We start from the raw sequence: 17077 nt of genomic DNA on the forward strand, positions 1-17077 counted from the left end.
ATTGACAAAAGAACTATCGACAAAGGGACAAAAGACTTCCTGAAGCCGTGCAAATCCTAAGCATCTCTTTCCAGCGCTCTGGAAATAAGCAAGTATACTTCGTTCGGTCCGACTTCGTTTATGGCCACCTTACAACCACGCTCCTGCAGCTGCGGCAATAGGAACTGCGGCACCCGCTTGTGCACCACATACAGCGCCTCGTCGGCCGGCAGATTTTCCAGCTCGCCCAAAATGGTGATCATGGGCTGCGGCATTTCGAGGTGGCGCACATCCACGCGTTTCACCTTGCCGGCAAACCCGGCCAGGGCCTCCTCAAAGTTGTTTCCGGCAGGCTTTATACTTTCCCCTGCCGTAGCCTCAGCTGCGTTCCCGAGCCAGAAATAAGTATAAATCAAGTCTGCCGACTTTGTATCGGTAAAGTAGTCGTAGCCTTTCTTTTGAAGGATAGCGATGAGCGGTGTGGGCTCAAACGTGTTGATGATCTGCAGCGCGTTGTTTTCGTCTATTCCATCCACGGCGTCCATTATCTTCCGAAACGGGTCGCTGCCGGAGGCGATATCCGCGCGCACGTCCAGCTGCAGCAGGCGCTCTTCGGGCAGCTGAGCCAGGAAAGCCGGCATTTCGGTAGTAGCGGGTATGGGGGGTGTCACTTTCATGCCTTTGTTTGTTGTCTCCTCGCTTACGGCAAAGCCCAGCGGCCTCAGTTTGTCATAAAAACGCTCCACGTCGCAGCCTCCGATGCGGGCGGCATCCGCAATGGTTACCCTGGAGGCCAGCACCTTGCGCAGCAGCGGATTGCGCAGCTTCTCGAAATGCCGGTTTATACTGGCAATGGCTTCAATGGCAGCCGGGTTCTCTTTTATCAGGGCTGATATCTTGGTGTTGGCTGCTATCTGCATGGCTATTCTTTCCCGGCTTTATTTATCCAGAATTCCGGTGTAAACGTGTCCACGCGCGGGTCGTGCTTGTGGCTCAGCAGCTGCCCGGCCAGCTCCAGGTCATCCGAATGCGCCACGGCCTGCAGGTAGGGGAACAGGTCGCGTTCTTCCCAGCGGATGTGATCTACCAGGTCCTGCTCCAGCACTTTAAACAGGTCCCTGTTCATGCGGCTACCCTGCTCTATCAACTCCACGAGTGCCTGAATCAGGCGGTGCTCCTCCTGCAGTCTTGCCCGTTGCGTATCGTCGTGGGGCAGCAGCCTCTCCAGCAGCCACTCTTCCTCCTGGCAGTGCTCCCTGAGGATGTTGTTCCAGAAGTAAAGCACGTAAGTGCGCATCACCTCCAGGTCCGTCCCGTTCTTCAGCCCCTGGCGCAGCTTCCAACAAAACAGCAGCCCAAAGTGGTGCTCCCGTGACAGCGGAACCAGGCTTTTGTCCCTTTTCTGGGGTGCCATCGTCTTTTTCATGATCGTGGTATTATTAGTTATTGCAGGACCCCTCCCCGGCCCTCCCCTAAAAACAGGGGAGGGTGTTTAGGAAAGTGCCCCCTCCTGTTTTTAGGAGGGGGTTGGGGGAGGTGAAACCTCTAATTATTTCAACACTTCCTTCTCCATCTCAATCGCCTTCGGAAACAGGATATTGTTCTCCAGGTGGATGTGGCGGAAGAGGTCATCCTCGAATTCCTTCAGCTTCTTGAAAGCAACCGTGTAGGTAGCGCAGGCATCGGCAGGCAAGGTATAGCCATTGGTCAGCTCACGGATCTTTTCCAGCTCAGAGCCGGCGTTCTCGTGCTCCATTTCCATCATATTGATCGGGTTCTGAACAGAACCGAAAGCCGCCGTATCCAGCTTCACGCCATTCTTCTTGGCTTCTTCCAGCTGCTTGATGTATGGGAACAGCACACGCTCCTCCTTCGGCAGGTGGGCCTCCAGCTCGTTGGCCACGTTGGTGAAGTGTTTTACCACCTCCAGCAGCTCCGGGTGGCGGCTGCCGTGCACGCGGGCAATCTTGGTGGTGTACTCATAGAGGGCGGGGATGGACTCCCGCACGTAGGTATGGTGCATGTTCACGATGTAGTCGGCCAGAAAGCCCAGGTCCCACTTATCATACTCTGCTTCGCGCGCCTTCTCGGCCTCATCCATGGCCAGCAGCTCTGCCTCCAGCTCATCCTGGCTGATGCCCTTCTCGGCGCACACCTGCTTCACGGATTTCTTACCGCCGCAGCAGAAGTCGATGCCATACTTCTTGAACACCTGCGCCTTACGGAAGTCTTTGGCCACCAGCTCGCCCACGGTCTCTCCTTCCTCCGGCGTCAGCTTGGAGATCCGTACCTCCCATACCTCCGGACCCTGCTCCAGGTACTCCCACTTAAACACGTTGCCGCGCTCGCCCAGCAGCTGGTAGTACAGCGGCTTCGGGTCGTGGTCGTTGTGAATGATGAAGGCCTCTCCCCCTTTCAGGTTATCAAACCACTGAAAAATGGTTGGATGCTTCATGCGTGGCTCCAGTACGGTTACGTCCAGTGTTTCTATTGTTTGTGTCATTGCCATTGTGGTAAATTTTTTTGGGTTTCTCTTGGGTTTCTAATCAATCACCGCTGTAAAGGTAGAAGACGGTTTTCAGAAATAAAAGAGTTAAAGGTATTTTATTATTTTATTTTCGTATTACCTTTACCCCGGGTTCAAAAAACGCTCGTCTTTTAAGCGGCTACCTCAAATTAACCCTTGCAAGCATGGCTTACAGCTATTTTGAAAGCATGTACAAGTATACCCTTATGGGCAGCCGATGAAAATGACCGAAGTCATATTCACCGGTGACCTTGCTCATCCTTTCGCCTTGCAGTAACCTTTAGCTTAGCATTCTTATCCCTATATAGATATATCCTTTTACCCTTAAACAGCAGATATTCAAATGAAAAAACCAGCCACAGGCACCGGCCTCCCTTTCTCCCGCCACTTCACCAAGCAAGGCCAAAGCGCCTACGAGCAGTTCGACTACGAGCTCCGCTCCTCCACTATCCGTAACCCATCCGGCGATGTGGTGGCCGAGCTGCAGGGCGTGGAAGTACCGGCGCAATGGTCGCAGATAGCCACCGACATCCTGGCCCAGAAATACCTGCGCCGCGCCGGCGTGCCGCAACCCGATGGCAGCACCGGCTCCGAGAAGTCGGTGAAGCAGGTGGTGCACCGCCTGGTAAACTGCTGGCAGCAGTGGGGCCTGAAGTATGGCTACTTTAGAAAGCAGGACGATGCACAGGTGTTCTATGATGAGCTGGTATACATGCTGCTGGGCCAGTACACCGCGCCCAACTCGCCGCAGTGGTTTAACACGGGCCTCTATGCCTCTTATGGGATAGCAGGAAAAGCGCAGGGCCACTTTTACGTGGACCCAGCCACCGGCGAGCTGCGCGAGTCGGACTCGGCGTTTGAGCACCCGCAGCCGCATGCCTGCTTTATACTTTCGGTGGAGGACGACCTGGCCCAGAAAGGCGGCATTATGGACCTGCTGGTGCAGGAGGCGCGCATTTTCAAGTATGGCTCGGGCGTGGGCACGAACTTCTCCAGCATCCGGGGTAAAAATGAGCCGCTATCCGGTGGCGGCAGCTCCTCAGGCCTGATGTCATTCCTGAAGGTGAGCGACCGCGCGGCCGGGGCCATCAAGTCGGGCGGTACCACACGCCGGGCAGCCAAAATGGTAAGCCTGGACCTGGACCACCCGGAGATAGAGGAGTTCATCAACTGGAAAAAGGACGAGGAGAAAAAGGTGGCAGCGCTGATTGCCGGCGGCTACGCCTCCGATTACGAGGGCGAGGCGTACCAGACCGTGTCGGGCCAGAATTCCAACAACTCGGTACGCGTGCCCAACTCCTTTTTCGCTGCGTTGGATAAAAACGCAGACTGGCACCTGACCGCCCGCACCGACGGAAGCGTCCTCAAATCCATACCTGCACGCCAGCTGTGGCGGCAAGTGGCCGAGGCTGCCTGGGCCTGCGCCGACCCGGGCGTGCAGTTTGACACCACCATCAACGAGTGGCACACCTCCCCGGCCGAGGGAAAGATCCAGGGCTCCAACCCCTGCTCGGAGTACATGTTCCTCGACAATACCGCCTGCAACCTGGCCTCGCTGAACCTGATGCGCTTTTTTGATACCGAAAAGCAGGAGTTTGACGTGGCCGCCTTTGCCCACGCCTGTCGCCTCTGGACGGTGGTGCTGGAGATTTCGGTGCTGATGGCGCAGTTCCCCTCCGAGGTTGTGGCGCAGCGCTCCTACGACTACCGCACCATCGGGCTGGGTTATGCCAACCTGGGCGCTTTGCTGATGGTACAGGGCCTGCCTTACGACAGCGACGCCGCCCGTGCCATGGCCGCCGGCATCACTTCTCTGATGACGGGCGTTGCCTATAAGACTTCCGCCGAGATGGCCGCCGTACTGGGTGCCTTTGCCAAGTATGAGCAGAACAAGGAAAGTATGCTGCGCGTGATCCGCAACCACCGCCACGCCAGCTATAATGAAGCCGGCAAGTATGAAAACCTAAGTATAAAACCTGTTGGGCTGAACCAGCAGCTTTGCCCGCCACACCTGCTACAGGCTGCGCAGCACGCCTGGGACGAGGCCCTGGCGCAGGGCGAGAAGTACGGCTACCGCAACGCGCAGGCCACCGTGATCGCGCCTACCGGCACCATTGGCCTGCTGATGGACTGCGACACCACCGGCGTGGAGCCCGACTACGCGCTGGTAAAGTATAAAAAGCTGTCCGGGGGCGGTTATTTCAAGATCATCAACCAATCCATACCAGTGGCGCTGCAGAAGCTGGGCTATACGTTGGAGCAGCGCGAAGCGATCGTGAATTACGCCAAAGGCCACGGCACCTTTGCCGGTGCCCCGCACATCAACCCGGAGACCTTGCTGAAAAAAGGCTTCCTGCCGGAGGAGGTCGCGCAATTGGAGGCGGCCCTGCCGAAAGCCTACGATGTGGCCTCGCTGTTCAGTGTGTACACCTTGGGGGCGGATTGTCTGGAAAGGTTGGGCTATACGTCGGCAAAGTATAACCATCCGCAGTTTAACCTGCTGCAGGCGCTTGGCTTCACGGCCCGGCAGATAGACGAAGCCAACAGCTACGTGTGCGGCACCATGACCGTGGAGGGCGCCCCTTTCCTGAAGCCGGAGCATTACCCGGTGTTCGACTGCGCCAACCGCTGCGGCAACAAGGGCACGCGCTTTATCAAGGCCGAGGGCCATATTTACATGATGGCGGCCGTGCAGTCCTTTATCTCCGGGGCTATCTCCAAAACCATCAACCTGCCAAACGAGGTGAGCGTGGAGGACGTGGCCCGCTGCTACGAGCTGTCGTGGGAGCTGGGGCTGAAGGCCTGCTCTCTTTACCGCGACGGCAGCAAGCTCTCGCAGCCGCTTACCTCCAAAAGCAGCCAAACGGAGGAGAAGGGTGAGCCTGAGGAGACGAGCGCCCCTGTATCCGCCGACGAGAAGTATAACGCCGAGCAGGTGCTGCAGGCAGCCCAATCCATCCTGGCCGATTCTGCCAACGAAGTTTTCCGGCAAGAGCTGGCGCGCATGGTGGAGCGCCGCAAAATGCCTGACAAGCGCACCGGTTTCACGCAAAAAGCCAAGATTGACGGCCATACCGTGTACGTGCGAACCGGAGAGTACCCCGATGGCTCGCTGGGGGAGCTGTTTATCGACATGTATAAGGAGGGCGCCTCGTTCCGATCCATCCTCAACTGCTTTGCCATCTCGGTGTCGCTGGGGTTGCAGTATGGCGTGCCGCTGGAGGAGTTCGTGAACCGCTTTACCTTTACCCGCTTCGAGCCGGCCGGCCGCGTAGAGCACCCCAACATCAAATCGGCCACCTCGGTGTTCGACTACGTGTTCCGGCTGCTGGGCTACGAATATCTCAACCGCACCGACCTGGTGCATGTGAAGCCGGAAGAGCGGGAGATCATGGCTGCTGAGGCACTGCCCCAAACTGTAAGTGAGCCCCCGGTAGCAGCACCGGCCAGCAATGGTAAAAGCTACAAGGTAGTATCCCAGAGCCGGACCGTGCTGATGGAACAAACGCAGCAGGTGCTCGCCAACATGATGGGCGACGCGCCGGCCTGCAACGTCTGCGGCCACATCACCATCCGCTCCGGCACCTGCTACAAATGCCTCAACTGCGGCAATAGCCTCGGTTGCAGCTAGGTATTACCTTCCCCACCCCCTCCTAGAAACAGGAGGGGGCACTTTTTAATTGCTCGCCCCTGTTTTTAGGAAAGAGCCAGGCTGGAGCATCCCGCCAATCCTGCTTCAAACGATTTTTATACGTTAACTTTATACGATGACGCAAAAACAAGACATTCTTACCCTGGATGACGTGAAGCTGCTGGTAGACACCTTTTATACCCGCGTGCGGGCTGATGCGCTGCTGGGGCCGATCTTCGACGAGCGGATACAGGACCGCTGGGCGCGCCACCTCGACATCATGTACCGCTTCTGGCAAACGGTGCTGCTGGAGGAACTTACCTACCAGGGCAGCCCCGGCGCAAAGCACATCACGCTGCCTGTGGGTGCCGAGCACTTCGACAGATGGATCTCGATCTTCTATGCCACGTTGGACGAACTGTTTTCCGGCGAAAAGGCAGAGGAGGCGAAATGGCGCGCACAGAAAATGGCCGATATGTTTGCCTCCAAGATCGAGTACTACAAGCAACACAGCGGCAGGTCGATTCTGTAAACCATACCTGCACCTGCATTACGAATCCTGTGTGATCCCCATCCCCTTTGTGTGGGTGGGATTCGTGAGCGCCATCAGTTTTATGGAGGCCTGGCTGAAGTTCCGGGCGCCGGGCGTAACTTTCCCTATTAGCCTGAGTATTGGCCGCCTGGTCTTTAAGGCATTAAACAGCGTGGAGTGGGTCTTGGCCTGGCTTCTTTCCTGTTGCTTTTCCCGGGAGGTGGCCTGGGCGGCAGCAATTCATACTTGCTCTACATCCCGTTGCTGCTGCTGCCCGCCTGGCTGTTACCCGCCATGAACAAGCGGGCTGCGCTGGCTATCTCAGGGGCAGAACTCCCCAAGTCGGTGCTTCATTTCTACTACATGGGTGCCGAGGTGCTCAAAATAGCGCTCCTGGTTAGCTTCGGAATCAGTATGCTGTAAAAGCAGTTTATACTTGCTGCGCTGCTGCGATCACCTAGCCGCGTGCTGCTGTCGTTGCAGCCTGGCTACCCACATCCTCAATTGCCTGGAGCGGGGCGAGATGGGGCTTTTGCCGAAGTTGGGAAAGGAAGAACAGCCCGATGCCTGACGGTAAAAGGATGCTTACCCCGAAAAGCAGCTCATTGTAGTTTGGCACAGCGCCCAGCCCCAGCCACAGGAATAGTCCCTGCCCAAAAAGGAGTGCCTCACTGCCTATAAAGGCAAGTATGAACAGGCCCATGCCCCAGCGGCTTATACCTGGCTCAAAGCTCACCCAACCCCGCTGCGCGAAAAAAGCAAGTGTAAAGAAGCTCACAAACCCGATGAGCACCAGGTGCAGGTACCCAATAATGAAGAAGCGCAGGTTATAAGCCAGGTCGGCCATGTAGGGGAAGGCGGTGGAGAACTGCATCAGCGTCTTCAGTATAAACGCCAGCGCGGCAAGTATCAGCATACCCCTGCCCCAGCCCGGGAACAAGGTATCGAGCTGCCTGCGCACCGGCCACAGCCCCCGCACCAGCAGACCCAGCGCCAGCACCTGCACCAGCGCGGCCAGCCCTCCTACCAAGTATACCATAGCATCGGGCTTAATCCAGAGCACCGAGAGCAGGTAAGCCGGCAGACAGGCCCAGAACATCAGCCTGAAAAAAAGCAGGCCATACTTTTGGCTAAAGCCGATCTCATACTTCTCGAGCAACCAGAACAGTAGCCCCAGCACCGCGAACGTAAACCAGCCGTTGTAGAGGAAGTGGAGGTAAAAGTAGATGGCGTTGTAGTAGAGCTCCGAGCCGCTGTGCCCTGTGGCCATGATCGGCCCCATCGCCCACGGCCCCAGCGACGAGAGGGCCAGGAAAGACAGGGACGCCTTTACAAACTTGAATGACAGCCTGTGTACTCCCTGGCTAACACGCGCTGCTTTGGCATCTTTCAGGAAACGAAGTATAAACCAGTAGCTCAGCAGGATGTGCGCCGTGGAGAACGTGATGGAAACTGCGCCGTAGCCCTGCACCGGGAAACTAAGCAGCATACCCAGCACCGCCGCCTGCGCCAGCCAAAACTGCCGGAAGTATACTTTCTGGCAGCGCACCTCCGGGGGCACGTAAGCATGCAGCAAAGCGATAAAAAGCGCCGGGTACAGCCAGCCCAGCAGCGCCGCATGCGAGTGGGCATGCAGCAGGTACTTGTAGTTGAGCCCTGTCATTGGGACCACCAGCATCCCGCGCAGCAGCAGGCCCAGCAGGGCAATCACCACCAGACTCAGCAAAGCCGACAGTAGCGGAAGCCGCCACCGGTTTATACTTGCTCCCGCTATTTCTCCTCCGGTTTGGGGCATCATTTAAAGTATGTCTGATACTCACCCAGCCTTTCGGCCAGGCGGTGGCGGGCGGCAAGCGCCGTGGCCGGGTTGTCCGTCTCAAGGGCCTTTACATCCTTCAGCATCGGCATCAGGTAGGCGTGCAGCATGTCGTGCTCGGCGCCCTGCATGCGGCACTCCTTAAATACTTCCTGGAAACCAAGCTGCATGCTGCGCCCCAGCTCATGAATGGCATCTATAGAGTCTGCCTCAGGTTGGTTCAGGTAGTCCTCCATCAGTTGCTGGAGCTGCCGCAGGTTGGCGTTGGTGGGCTCATCGGCCTGCCAGCGCTCCCCGCCATTCAGGGCAAGGGCGGGGAGCGTGGCGTGTGCTTTACTGTGGCTGGCCTGGTCGCGGTGGCTGTGCGAGCAGGAAAACAGCATGCCCGCCACAGCCACAAGTATAAAAGCGTATTTCATGGTACAAAGGTTAAGGTGGATACATCAGCAAGCAAAGTATAATTTACTGCTTTATACGTTCAGGGCCAGGGCCTCCTGCAGCAGCTGCACCAGGTCCTGCTGCAGCGACTGGCTGCGGTCTTTGGCGTACCACAGCTGTACCTGCTGCACCAGCTCGTCATGGCTCACGTCCGGTTTGTCGGCTTTCAGCTGCCTTACCTGCTGTTGGATGGCGGTTGGCCGTGGGCCCCAGGTAAACAGGCGCTCGCCAGTTTCCGCATCCACACAAATTAGTTTCGGGATGGCGCGGCTTCCGTTGGTGAGGCAGGTATCCATCAGGCCCGGGTTCTCGTCGCGCAGCAAAACGGTCAGCGTTACGCTGGGGGCCTCCCCGGCTATGGCCGCAATGGCAGGCAAAAGCTGGGCGCCGTCGCCGCACCAGGCCTCCACCAGCACCAGCCACTCCAGGTGGCGCTGGTGCTGGTCCAGCAACGCTTTCAGCTCGGGCTGCAGGACGAACTGTTTTTCCACGCGCTTCATACGCTGCTGGTTCAGTTTGGTAAAGCCGATCCGCTGCTCGCTCTGCTCTTCGCCTGTGGTCTTGTTGCGGGCCACCAGCTCGTCTGTAAGCGCCTTAAATTCCGGGTACGTCATGGGGTTTACCAGTTCCTGCCTGGCTATGGTTAGGGTGTTCATAAGGCTATTATTTGACAATACAAACGTAGGCTAAAATCCTCCCGCATAAAATGATATTCATCACTCCTGACGCTTTACGTCCATCCCTGTGCCCGGCTATCTCGGGCCATTGGTTGAAAGTGACGCAAGTCACTTCTGCAGCTGACCAACCTCATCCGCCTGCCGTATTTCTTTGCCTACCTTTCTACCAAACTTGAGGCTGCTGGCTCCGTACGACAGCGTGCGGCAGGGCCGTCTTCTCGTCAGCAAAGCTTACCCGGGAGGCGAACTGACACAGTAGTACCTAAAGTCTGGGATTAAGAACGATTTAACTTTTAATATTATGGAGCAAGCTGCTGCCACCCAACTCTTACCCGGGCGTTTCGACCCGGAGAACCTGCAGGTAACCTTCTGCAATAAAACAGACAGCGAAATGAAGCTGGCCTACTTCCTGTTCAGCATGATGGGCAAGCCCGCCCTCGTAAAGGCCGGTGGTGCGGTAACTACCCTGGCGCTGCGCCTCGGCCTGCCGATAAAGGGACTGATACGAAACACGATATACAAGCATTTCTGTGGCGGCGAAACCGTGCAGGAGACACAGAAGGCCGTGCAGCGGCTGTCGGCCGCGCACGTGCAGACCGTGCTGGACTATGCCGCCGAGGCCCAGAACACGGAGGCCGGTTTTGACGCCGTGCGGGATGAGGTGCTGCGTAACCTTGCCCTGGCCCGCGACACCAGGAGCTTCTCCCACATCAGCGTGAAACTGACGGGCATCGGCCACAACAGCATCTTCAACAAACTGCACCTGAGGCGAACCCTGTCGCCTGACGAGCAGGGCGCTTTTGAAAGAACAGCCACACGCCTAGATACGATTTGCCAGGCGGCGGCGGCGGCTGACGTGACCGTGTACATTGATGCTGAGGAAAGCTGGCTGCAAAACCCGATGGATGAACTGGCCGAGGAGATGATGCGCCGCTACAACCAAGAGCGGGCCGTGGTCTTTAACACGCTGCAAATGTACCGCACCGACCGGGTGGCTTACCTGAAGGCCTGCCTGCGCCGCTTCGAAAGCGAGCCTGTTATACTTGGAATCAAGATCGTGCGGGGCGCCTACCTGGAGAAGGAGCAGCTGCGGGCAAAAGCGCAGGACTACCCCTGCCCCGTGTTCCTACGGAAAGCGGACACGGACAAAAGCTTTAATGACGCCATCGACATTTGCCTGGAGAACCTGCACCGCGTGGAACTCTGCGCCGCCACCCACAACGAGCAGAGTATTACGTACCTCACCGAGCGAATACAGCGGGAGCGCATTAGCAGCCACCGCAGCCGCATACATTTCTCGCAGCTCTACGGCATGAGCGACAACCTGACCTACAACCTGGCTGCCGCCGGTTACAACGCCTCCAAATACCTGCCCTATGGCGAGGTGGCCACCGCCGTGCCTTACCTTATCCGGCGAGCGGAGGAAAACACCTCCATTGCCGGGCAGATGGGCCGCGAGCTGGCATTGCTGCAAAAGGAAATGCGCAGGCGTAAGCTCTAGGTTCCAAAGTATAAAAACCCTTTAACACAAGCCGGCCAAAATATAAAAGTATACTTTGGCCGGCTTGTGTTCTTATTACTTATAACTTAGTCAGTGTCCTTATCGTGGGGCAGGTTCGACGAGGCCGTTTGCGAGTACGGCACTGTTTGCGGGATATAATCCTCCGGCGCACCCGGCTTGCTGTAATCGTAGGGCCAGCGGTATACAGTGGGAAGCGGCCCCGGCCAGTTGCCATGTCCCGGTAGTACCGGCGTGGTCCACTCCAGTGTGTTGGAGTGCCATGGGTTAGGAGATGACCGGCGCCCCCAAAAAATGCTGTAGATGAAGTTGAACAGGAAGATGAACTGCGCCGTAAGGCCCATGATAGCGGCAATACTGATGAATGTGTTCATATCCGTGAAGATGTTGAACGTCTCAAATCCTGTCCAGTTGTAGTATCTTCTTGGGAAGCCGGCGATGCCGATGTAGTGCATTGGCATGAACACCAGGTAAACCGCCAGAAAGGTGAGCCAGAAGTGAACGAAGCCCAGCTTCTCATCCATCATGCGGCCAAACATCTTCGGGAACCAGTGGTAAACGCCTGCAAACATGCCGAAGAAGGCGGCAGCACCCATCACCAGGTGGAAGTGGGCCACCACAAAGTAGGTGTCGTGCAACTGGATGTCCAGGGCAGAGTTACCCAGGATGATGCCCGTCAGACCACCGGAGATGAAGAGCGAAACGAATCCGATGGCAAACATCATTGCCGTTGTAAAGCGTATGTTACCTCTCCAGAGCGTGGCCAGCCAGTTAAACACCTTCACAGCGGATGGTACGGCAATGATCAGCGTCAGGAACATGAACACCGAGCCCAGGAACGGGTTCATCCCTGTCACGAACATGTGGTGCCCCCATACCACGAACGAGAGCACGGCGATGCCCATAAGCGAGCCGATCATGGCGCGGTAGCCGAAGATGGGCTTACGTGCGTTTGTGGCAATAACCTCAGAGGTGATACCGAAAGCAGGCATGATCACGATGTACACCTCCGGGTGGCCCAGGAACCAGAACAGGTGCTGGAACAGGATCGGGCTACCGCCTGAGTTGGCCAGTGCCTGTCCTGCGATGTAGATGTCGGAAAGGAAGAAGCTGGTGCCGAAGCTACGGTCGAAGATGAGCAGCAACGCTGCAGAAAGCAGCACCGGGAAGGCCAGTAGGCCTAGAACAGCAGTAAAAAAAAACGCCCATATGGTAAGGGGCATTTTAGTCATCGACATACCTTTTGTACGCAGGTTAATCACGGTCGTGATATAGTTGATGCCACCCAGCAACTGCGATGCAATAAACAGGGCCATAGAGATCAGCCACATCGTCATACCAGCTGCGGAGCCTTGGATAGCCTCAGGCAGCGCACTTAACGGCGGATACACCGTCCAGCCACCGGCAGCAGGGCCTGTCTCGATGAAGAGCGACCAGAACATGATAACGCTGGCGATGAAGAAGATCCAGAACGAGAGCATGTTCATAAAGCCAGAGGCCATGTCACGGGCTCCCACCTGCAGCGGGATCAGGAAGTTACTGAACGTGCCGCTCAGGCCCGCCGTCAGCACAAAGAATACCATGATGGTACCGTGCATGGTCACCAGGGCCAGGTAGAACTCCGGGTTCAACTTGCCATTCTCGATCCAGCCGCCCAGGATGGGCTCCAGGAAGGTGAACGTGGCCTCCGGCCAGCCCAGCTGCAATCGGAAAAGGATCGATAAAAAGCCGCCAACAAATGCCCAGAAAATACCCATGAACAGGTACTGCTTGGCAATTACCTTATGATCTTGGCTAAAGATGTATTTCTCAAAAAAGTTCTGCTCATGATGCTCGTGCTCCTCGTGTACAGGATGCACCCCGCTGGTGGTAATGTCGGTGGTGGCCATAGGCTGGAAAGGTTAGATGACACAAAAGCCCTTTAACGATTTAAAGAGCAGCAGCTTACAGTGCGGTGGCCGCTAACCCATACATACTGAATTTAGCAAGGAAAAGATGTATTTTTCGGGGGTAATGTTTGATATTAGTACTCATCACGAGAATTTTATGGCTACTGCAGGTATAGCTACGGATATTTACCGGTTTATACTTTTGGTGCTATACTTTATACTTTCCACTTACTTGGCGCAAGGGTCCGCTTGTGCCTCTCTTAGCCACTGCTTCCCGAAACTGGAAACAAGCTATACTTGCTAGCTGCTGCTCATCCACGGCTTTACAACCTGCTCGTTTCATAGTATACTTTGGCTCCCTCCAGGCCGGGGGGCCGCGTCCTTTGGCATCGCGCTGTCTACATTTCCTTTGCTCCTACGTCGCAATGCCCTTGGCGGGCACCAGAAATCTAGAAGGCGCTCAACCCAAGGACTGGGTATCAGTTCGATAGCCGCTGCTTTGCAACTTGAACCAAGTCCCCCTTGGAAGGGGGCAGGGGGATGTAGTCGCTTGCTGTGCAATTCCCCTCCTCCGGACTAGCCAAAACGTGAGTTTTGAGCTAGCGAGCGTAGCTCTCAGGGGTGGGTTTATACTTGTAGGGACAGGTCGCGACCTGTCCACGCAACGGCAGCAGCTATGCAACCTATATAATTACAGGCTCCCCGCCTGGGGGTAGGGGCCCTCGAAAAAGCTAAGTCTCGGCTCCCGGACTCGCTCCGTGAGGGGCAGGGGCAGTTAAACCATGTACCGCAAAGTATAAATAGACAAAAAAACGCGTAGGGCAGCTGCCCTACGCGCTAAAATCACAAAACACCAATGCGAAACACCCGCCGGGGCAGGCACTTTATACTATAGATCCCGCCTGGAGAAAATTCTTCTGGAGCTCAGGAAAGGTACCACGACCCATAGCAACAGCAGGCCAAAGGCCAGACCTACCCCCCACAAACTGCCCAGTATACTTTTGTACAGCGCCCCGGTGTAGCCCATCAGCGCCGACACATCCAGGTTCAGCAACACGATAATGCGGCCCAGGTCCACCGGGTTAAGGGCCGTCATCACCAGCGTGGCATGCTCCAGCGGGTAGTCGCCGAAAGTGTAAAGGATAAACAGCACAAGGCCGTCATAGATCAGGGCAAAGTAAAACCACAGCATCAGCGCAATACCAATGCCTTTGGCTTTGTCGCGGGTGATGACCGAGGCCAGGAACGCCATCGCCACAAAAATAAACGTGATGAACACACCCGTGAGCACCAAGTATAAACCGGTGAGGCTGGCCCCAAACAGCAGCACCGGCACGCCCACGCCCAGCAAAAAGGCCCCGGAGAGCGAGCAGGCCACGCCCAGGTACTCGCTCAGGAAGATCTTTTTGCGGTTGATGGGCTGTGCCACGAGCAGCTCCATGAACTCGTAAGAGTTGTAGAAGTGCGTGGTGGCGAACACAATGCTGATGAGCGGCACCGTCAGCAGCACCAGGTTCAGGAGGCTAAGTATGGCTTTGTCGGGACTGCCGCCCAGGTTAAACAACCCGATGGAGAGCAGCAGCAAGAACAACATGTAAGCCAGTACTATTTTGTTGCGGATGATATCGTAGAAAACGTATTTGAGAATTTTGTTCATGGCTTATTCCTCCTCCATAATTTTTGCGATGGCCTTGCCCAGGCGTTCCTCGTTGGTGTGGGCCTTGATATCGGCGATGGTCTCGTGAAATTTCACCTGCCCGTCCATCATGCACATAACCTCATCGGCCACCTCCTCTATCTCACTCATGATGTGCGAGGTGATCAGGATAAGCTTTCCTTTTTTCTTCTCCTTGAGAATCTTGCACTTGAGTATTTCTGCCGAAATCGGATCCAGGCCGGCGGTTGGCTCATCGAGGATGAGTATCTTCGGGTCAAACATAAAGGCCAGCGCGGCGCTTACTTTCTGCTTGGTACCACCTGATAAGGCGCCCATGCGCTTCTCATACATATCCTGCAGGCCATAGAGCCCGATCAGTTCCTCATCCACCACCGTGGCATCCTTGCGGATGTCGCGGATCATCTGAATCACCTGGCGGATCTTCATGTTCTCGGGGTAGCGGCCGATCTGTGGCATATAGCCGATCTGGCTGCGGTAGGCATACTTCTTCAGCACGCTCTCGCCTCCGATCCTGATATCACCGCCATCCGGTAACACCATGCCCAGTATACACTTGCTCATGGTGGTTTTGCCCGAGCCGTTCGGGCCGATGACCGACACTACCCTGCCCGTGCCGAAGCTAACACTAACGTCCTTCAGCACCTGCAGCTTTCCGTACGACTTGCGTAAGTTCTCTATTGTTATCATGGTTAATCTTGTTCATCATTGGTTGTTCATCAACCAGGTTCTCAGGTATAAAGCTTGGCAGCACTTTCTCTATATTGTCCATCAGGTCCACCATAAAGCTGCGCATAAACATAACGGAAGGAGGCACCCGCTCCACCAGCATGGAGTACATGCTCACCGGCCGGTAGGGCACGTCGCCTATCTTGTCTTTGTTCAGGTCGTAGCCGCTATATTTGTCCCAGTAGTTGTTTTCGAAATGGTTGTGCTGCGACTTGCCGTTGGTGCTCACATCAAAGGAGTTACCGGTAAAGTTGTTCAGCCGGAAGGTATCCTCCAGGCACGTGGTCATCACTTTTATCGCCCAGCCGTTGCGGTCAAAATCGTTGCTTTTTATGTCGAGCCGGCTGGAGCTTTCCATGTGAATGCCTGTGGTGTTGCGCCGGAAGTGGTTGTTGCGGATAACACTGTCCCGGATCTCTTTCAGCAGTAAGCCGTAGGAGGCCGCGCCCCAGTTGTCCTCAAATGTGTTATGCTCCATCTGCACGTTGCTCGTGTACATCACAGCTACGCCCGCCCCGTTGCTGCGGAAGGTGTTGTGGGTATATACATTACGGTCTGAGAACATAAAGTGCAGCCCGTAGCGCTGGTTCTTGTGGCTCAGGTTGTTGCGCACCTGACTGTCCTTCACTACTTCCAGGTAAATGCCGTCGCGGTGGCCCTGCACATCGTTGCCGCTGATTTCCACATCGTCGGTATAGTACAGGTGGATGGCATTGCCCAGCGAGGACTCGGTCCTGTCCTTGTTCTCCCCCCGCACCACATTATCTTTTATCACAATGCCCTCTGAACCCTCCAGGTAAATGCCATAAAAGGTTTTCAGGATGGTATTGTCCAGGATGCGGAGGTTGCGCCTCCCTTTTGCCCGGATGGCGGCATCGTTCTGCCTGTAACTGGTGGCCACGTTTTTCAGCGTGAGCCCCTTTACGGTTACATTGTCGGATTCAACGGAGATTAGCTGTCCGGTAAAGTTGCCGTCGATAATGGGGTTGTTCTTCCCGATCAGGGTGAGGGGCTTGTCTATGGTGATGCCCGATTCCTGGTACACGCCCCCGTCCACAAGCACGGTGTCACCGGGCTTTGCCGCCTGCACTGCCTGCTTCACCGAGGTATAGCTACAGGTCTGGCATACTTTCAGCGTGCTGCCGAAGGCCACCTGGCCCCACGGTAACAACAGAAAAGCAGCGGCAAGTATAAACGTATGCTTACTGAAATTTATCATCATTTTTTACAGCTAAGACAACCTGGTTCCAGTCGAGCAGTTGCCCGCCATACTCCTGTTGCATTTGGGTAGCCGCTGCCTCGTCTTTTACGGCTGTCAGGTTCATTCCCATCGGGCTTGGCAGCGCCTCGCTCTGCAGGAAGTGCGCGCTGTGCGCGTCGATCAGCTCATTAGGATTCAAATAATCTGTTACCAGCAGGTAAGCTGCCTTTTCACCTACCTCCGGCTGCTCTGCCACATAGGCCGCAAGGCACTCGGCAGAGTCGAAGTAGTAGGGTTTGCCCTTGTCATTTACCAGCTCGGCACCGTACCGGTTGTCCGTCACGGTCATGTTGCAGTGAGCGCAGTTGGCCTCACCATACGGTATGGGCCTGGGTTCCACGGAGCAGCCGGTAAGGAATACAAGTATAAAAAGCAGGCTTACAACACTTTTCAACAGCTTCATA

Annotated in this window: 15 protein-coding genes; 4 read left to right on the top strand and 11 right to left on the bottom strand. The window is 56.0% G+C overall.

Features of this window, described 5'->3' with window-relative positions; translation table 11 throughout:
- Window positions 1-56: 56 nt before the first annotated feature.
- From OH144_RS14470 to ric, 3 genes are all read right to left on the bottom strand, one after another.
- Complete coding sequence (locus tag OH144_RS14470; RefSeq protein WP_266202982.1) at window positions 57-899, bottom strand: DUF2249 domain-containing protein; 843 nt, start codon at window positions 897-899, stop codon at window positions 57-59.
- Window positions 900-901: 2 nt separating this feature from the next.
- Window positions 902-1405 (bottom strand): hemerythrin domain-containing protein, encoded by a 504-nt coding sequence (locus OH144_RS14475; RefSeq protein ID WP_266202984.1) that lies wholly within the window; start codon window positions 1403-1405, stop codon window positions 902-904.
- Window positions 1406-1528: 123 nt separating this feature from the next.
- Complete coding sequence (ric, locus tag OH144_RS14480; RefSeq protein ID WP_266202986.1) at window positions 1529-2488, bottom strand: iron-sulfur cluster repair di-iron protein; 960 nt, start codon at window positions 2486-2488, stop codon at window positions 1529-1531.
- A gap of 361 nt (window positions 2489-2849) precedes the next feature.
- Between ric and OH144_RS14485 the strand changes: the two genes are divergently transcribed.
- From OH144_RS14485 to OH144_RS14495, 3 genes are all read left to right on the top strand, one after another.
- Window positions 2850-6137, top strand: coding sequence for a vitamin B12-dependent ribonucleotide reductase (locus OH144_RS14485; RefSeq protein WP_266202988.1), 3288 nt, complete (start codon window positions 2850-2852; stop codon window positions 6135-6137).
- A 136-nt stretch (window positions 6138-6273) separates the two neighbouring features.
- A complete protein-coding gene (locus tag OH144_RS14490) occupies window positions 6274-6669 on the top strand; it encodes a group III truncated hemoglobin (RefSeq protein WP_266202990.1) in 396 nt (131 codons plus the stop codon).
- Window positions 6670-6846: 177 nt separating this feature from the next.
- Window positions 6847-7092 (top strand): hypothetical protein, encoded by a 246-nt coding sequence (locus tag OH144_RS14495; protein ID WP_266202992.1) that lies wholly within the window; start codon window positions 6847-6849, stop codon window positions 7090-7092.
- 34 nt (window positions 7093-7126) lie between these two features.
- On the opposite strand, the gene OH144_RS14500 is transcribed toward OH144_RS14495, so the two are convergent.
- From OH144_RS14500 to OH144_RS14510, 3 genes are read right to left on the bottom strand one after another with little or no spacing between them, the layout of a single operon-like run.
- Window positions 7127-8467: a hypothetical protein gene (locus OH144_RS14500; RefSeq protein WP_266202994.1), complete on the bottom strand. Its 1341-nt coding sequence runs from the start codon at window positions 8465-8467 to the stop codon at window positions 7127-7129.
- Window positions 8464-8904: a hypothetical protein gene (locus OH144_RS14505; RefSeq protein ID WP_266202995.1), complete on the bottom strand. Its 441-nt coding sequence runs from the start codon at window positions 8902-8904 to the stop codon at window positions 8464-8466. Before OH144_RS14505 ends, OH144_RS14500 begins: the two co-directional genes overlap by 4 nt.
- A gap of 51 nt (window positions 8905-8955) precedes the next feature.
- Entirely contained in the window at window positions 8956-9579 is a 624-nt protein-coding gene (locus tag OH144_RS14510) for a thioredoxin family protein (protein WP_266202996.1), read from the bottom strand.
- A 322-nt stretch (window positions 9580-9901) separates the two neighbouring features.
- On the opposite strand from OH144_RS14510, the gene OH144_RS14515 reads away from it, so the two are divergent.
- Window positions 9902-11101, top strand: coding sequence for a proline dehydrogenase family protein (locus tag OH144_RS14515; protein ID WP_266202997.1), 1200 nt, complete (start codon window positions 9902-9904; stop codon window positions 11099-11101).
- Window positions 11102-11187: 86 nt separating this feature from the next.
- Here the strand turns inward: OH144_RS14515 and OH144_RS14520 are convergent, their stop codons facing one another.
- From OH144_RS14520 to OH144_RS14540, 5 genes are all read right to left on the bottom strand, one after another.
- On the bottom strand, window positions 11188-13008 hold the full coding sequence (locus OH144_RS14520) for a cytochrome c oxidase subunit I (protein WP_266202998.1): 1821 nt from the start codon (window positions 13006-13008) through the stop codon (window positions 11188-11190).
- A gap of 889 nt (window positions 13009-13897) precedes the next feature.
- Window positions 13898-14665, bottom strand: coding sequence for an ABC transporter permease subunit (locus OH144_RS14525; RefSeq protein ID WP_266202999.1), 768 nt, complete (start codon window positions 14663-14665; stop codon window positions 13898-13900).
- Window positions 14666-14668: 3 nt separating this feature from the next.
- Complete coding sequence (locus OH144_RS14530) at window positions 14669-15373, bottom strand: ABC transporter ATP-binding protein (protein ID WP_266203000.1); 705 nt, start codon at window positions 15371-15373, stop codon at window positions 14669-14671.
- Window positions 15312-16634 (bottom strand): nitrous oxide reductase family maturation protein NosD, encoded by a 1323-nt coding sequence (locus tag OH144_RS14535; protein ID WP_266203001.1) that lies wholly within the window; start codon window positions 16632-16634, stop codon window positions 15312-15314. Before OH144_RS14535 ends, OH144_RS14530 begins: the two co-directional genes overlap by 62 nt.
- Entirely contained in the window at window positions 16615-17076 is a 462-nt protein-coding gene (locus OH144_RS14540) for a nitrous oxide reductase accessory protein NosL (RefSeq protein WP_266203002.1), read from the bottom strand. The genes OH144_RS14535 and OH144_RS14540 overlap by 20 nt, the downstream gene beginning before the upstream one ends.
- Between the last annotated feature and the right edge of the window lies 1 nt (window position 17077).

Origin of the sequence: Pontibacter kalidii, from assembly GCF_026278245.1 — a bacterium.
Classification (GTDB): Bacteria; Bacteroidota; Bacteroidia; order Cytophagales; family Hymenobacteraceae; genus Pontibacter; species Pontibacter kalidii.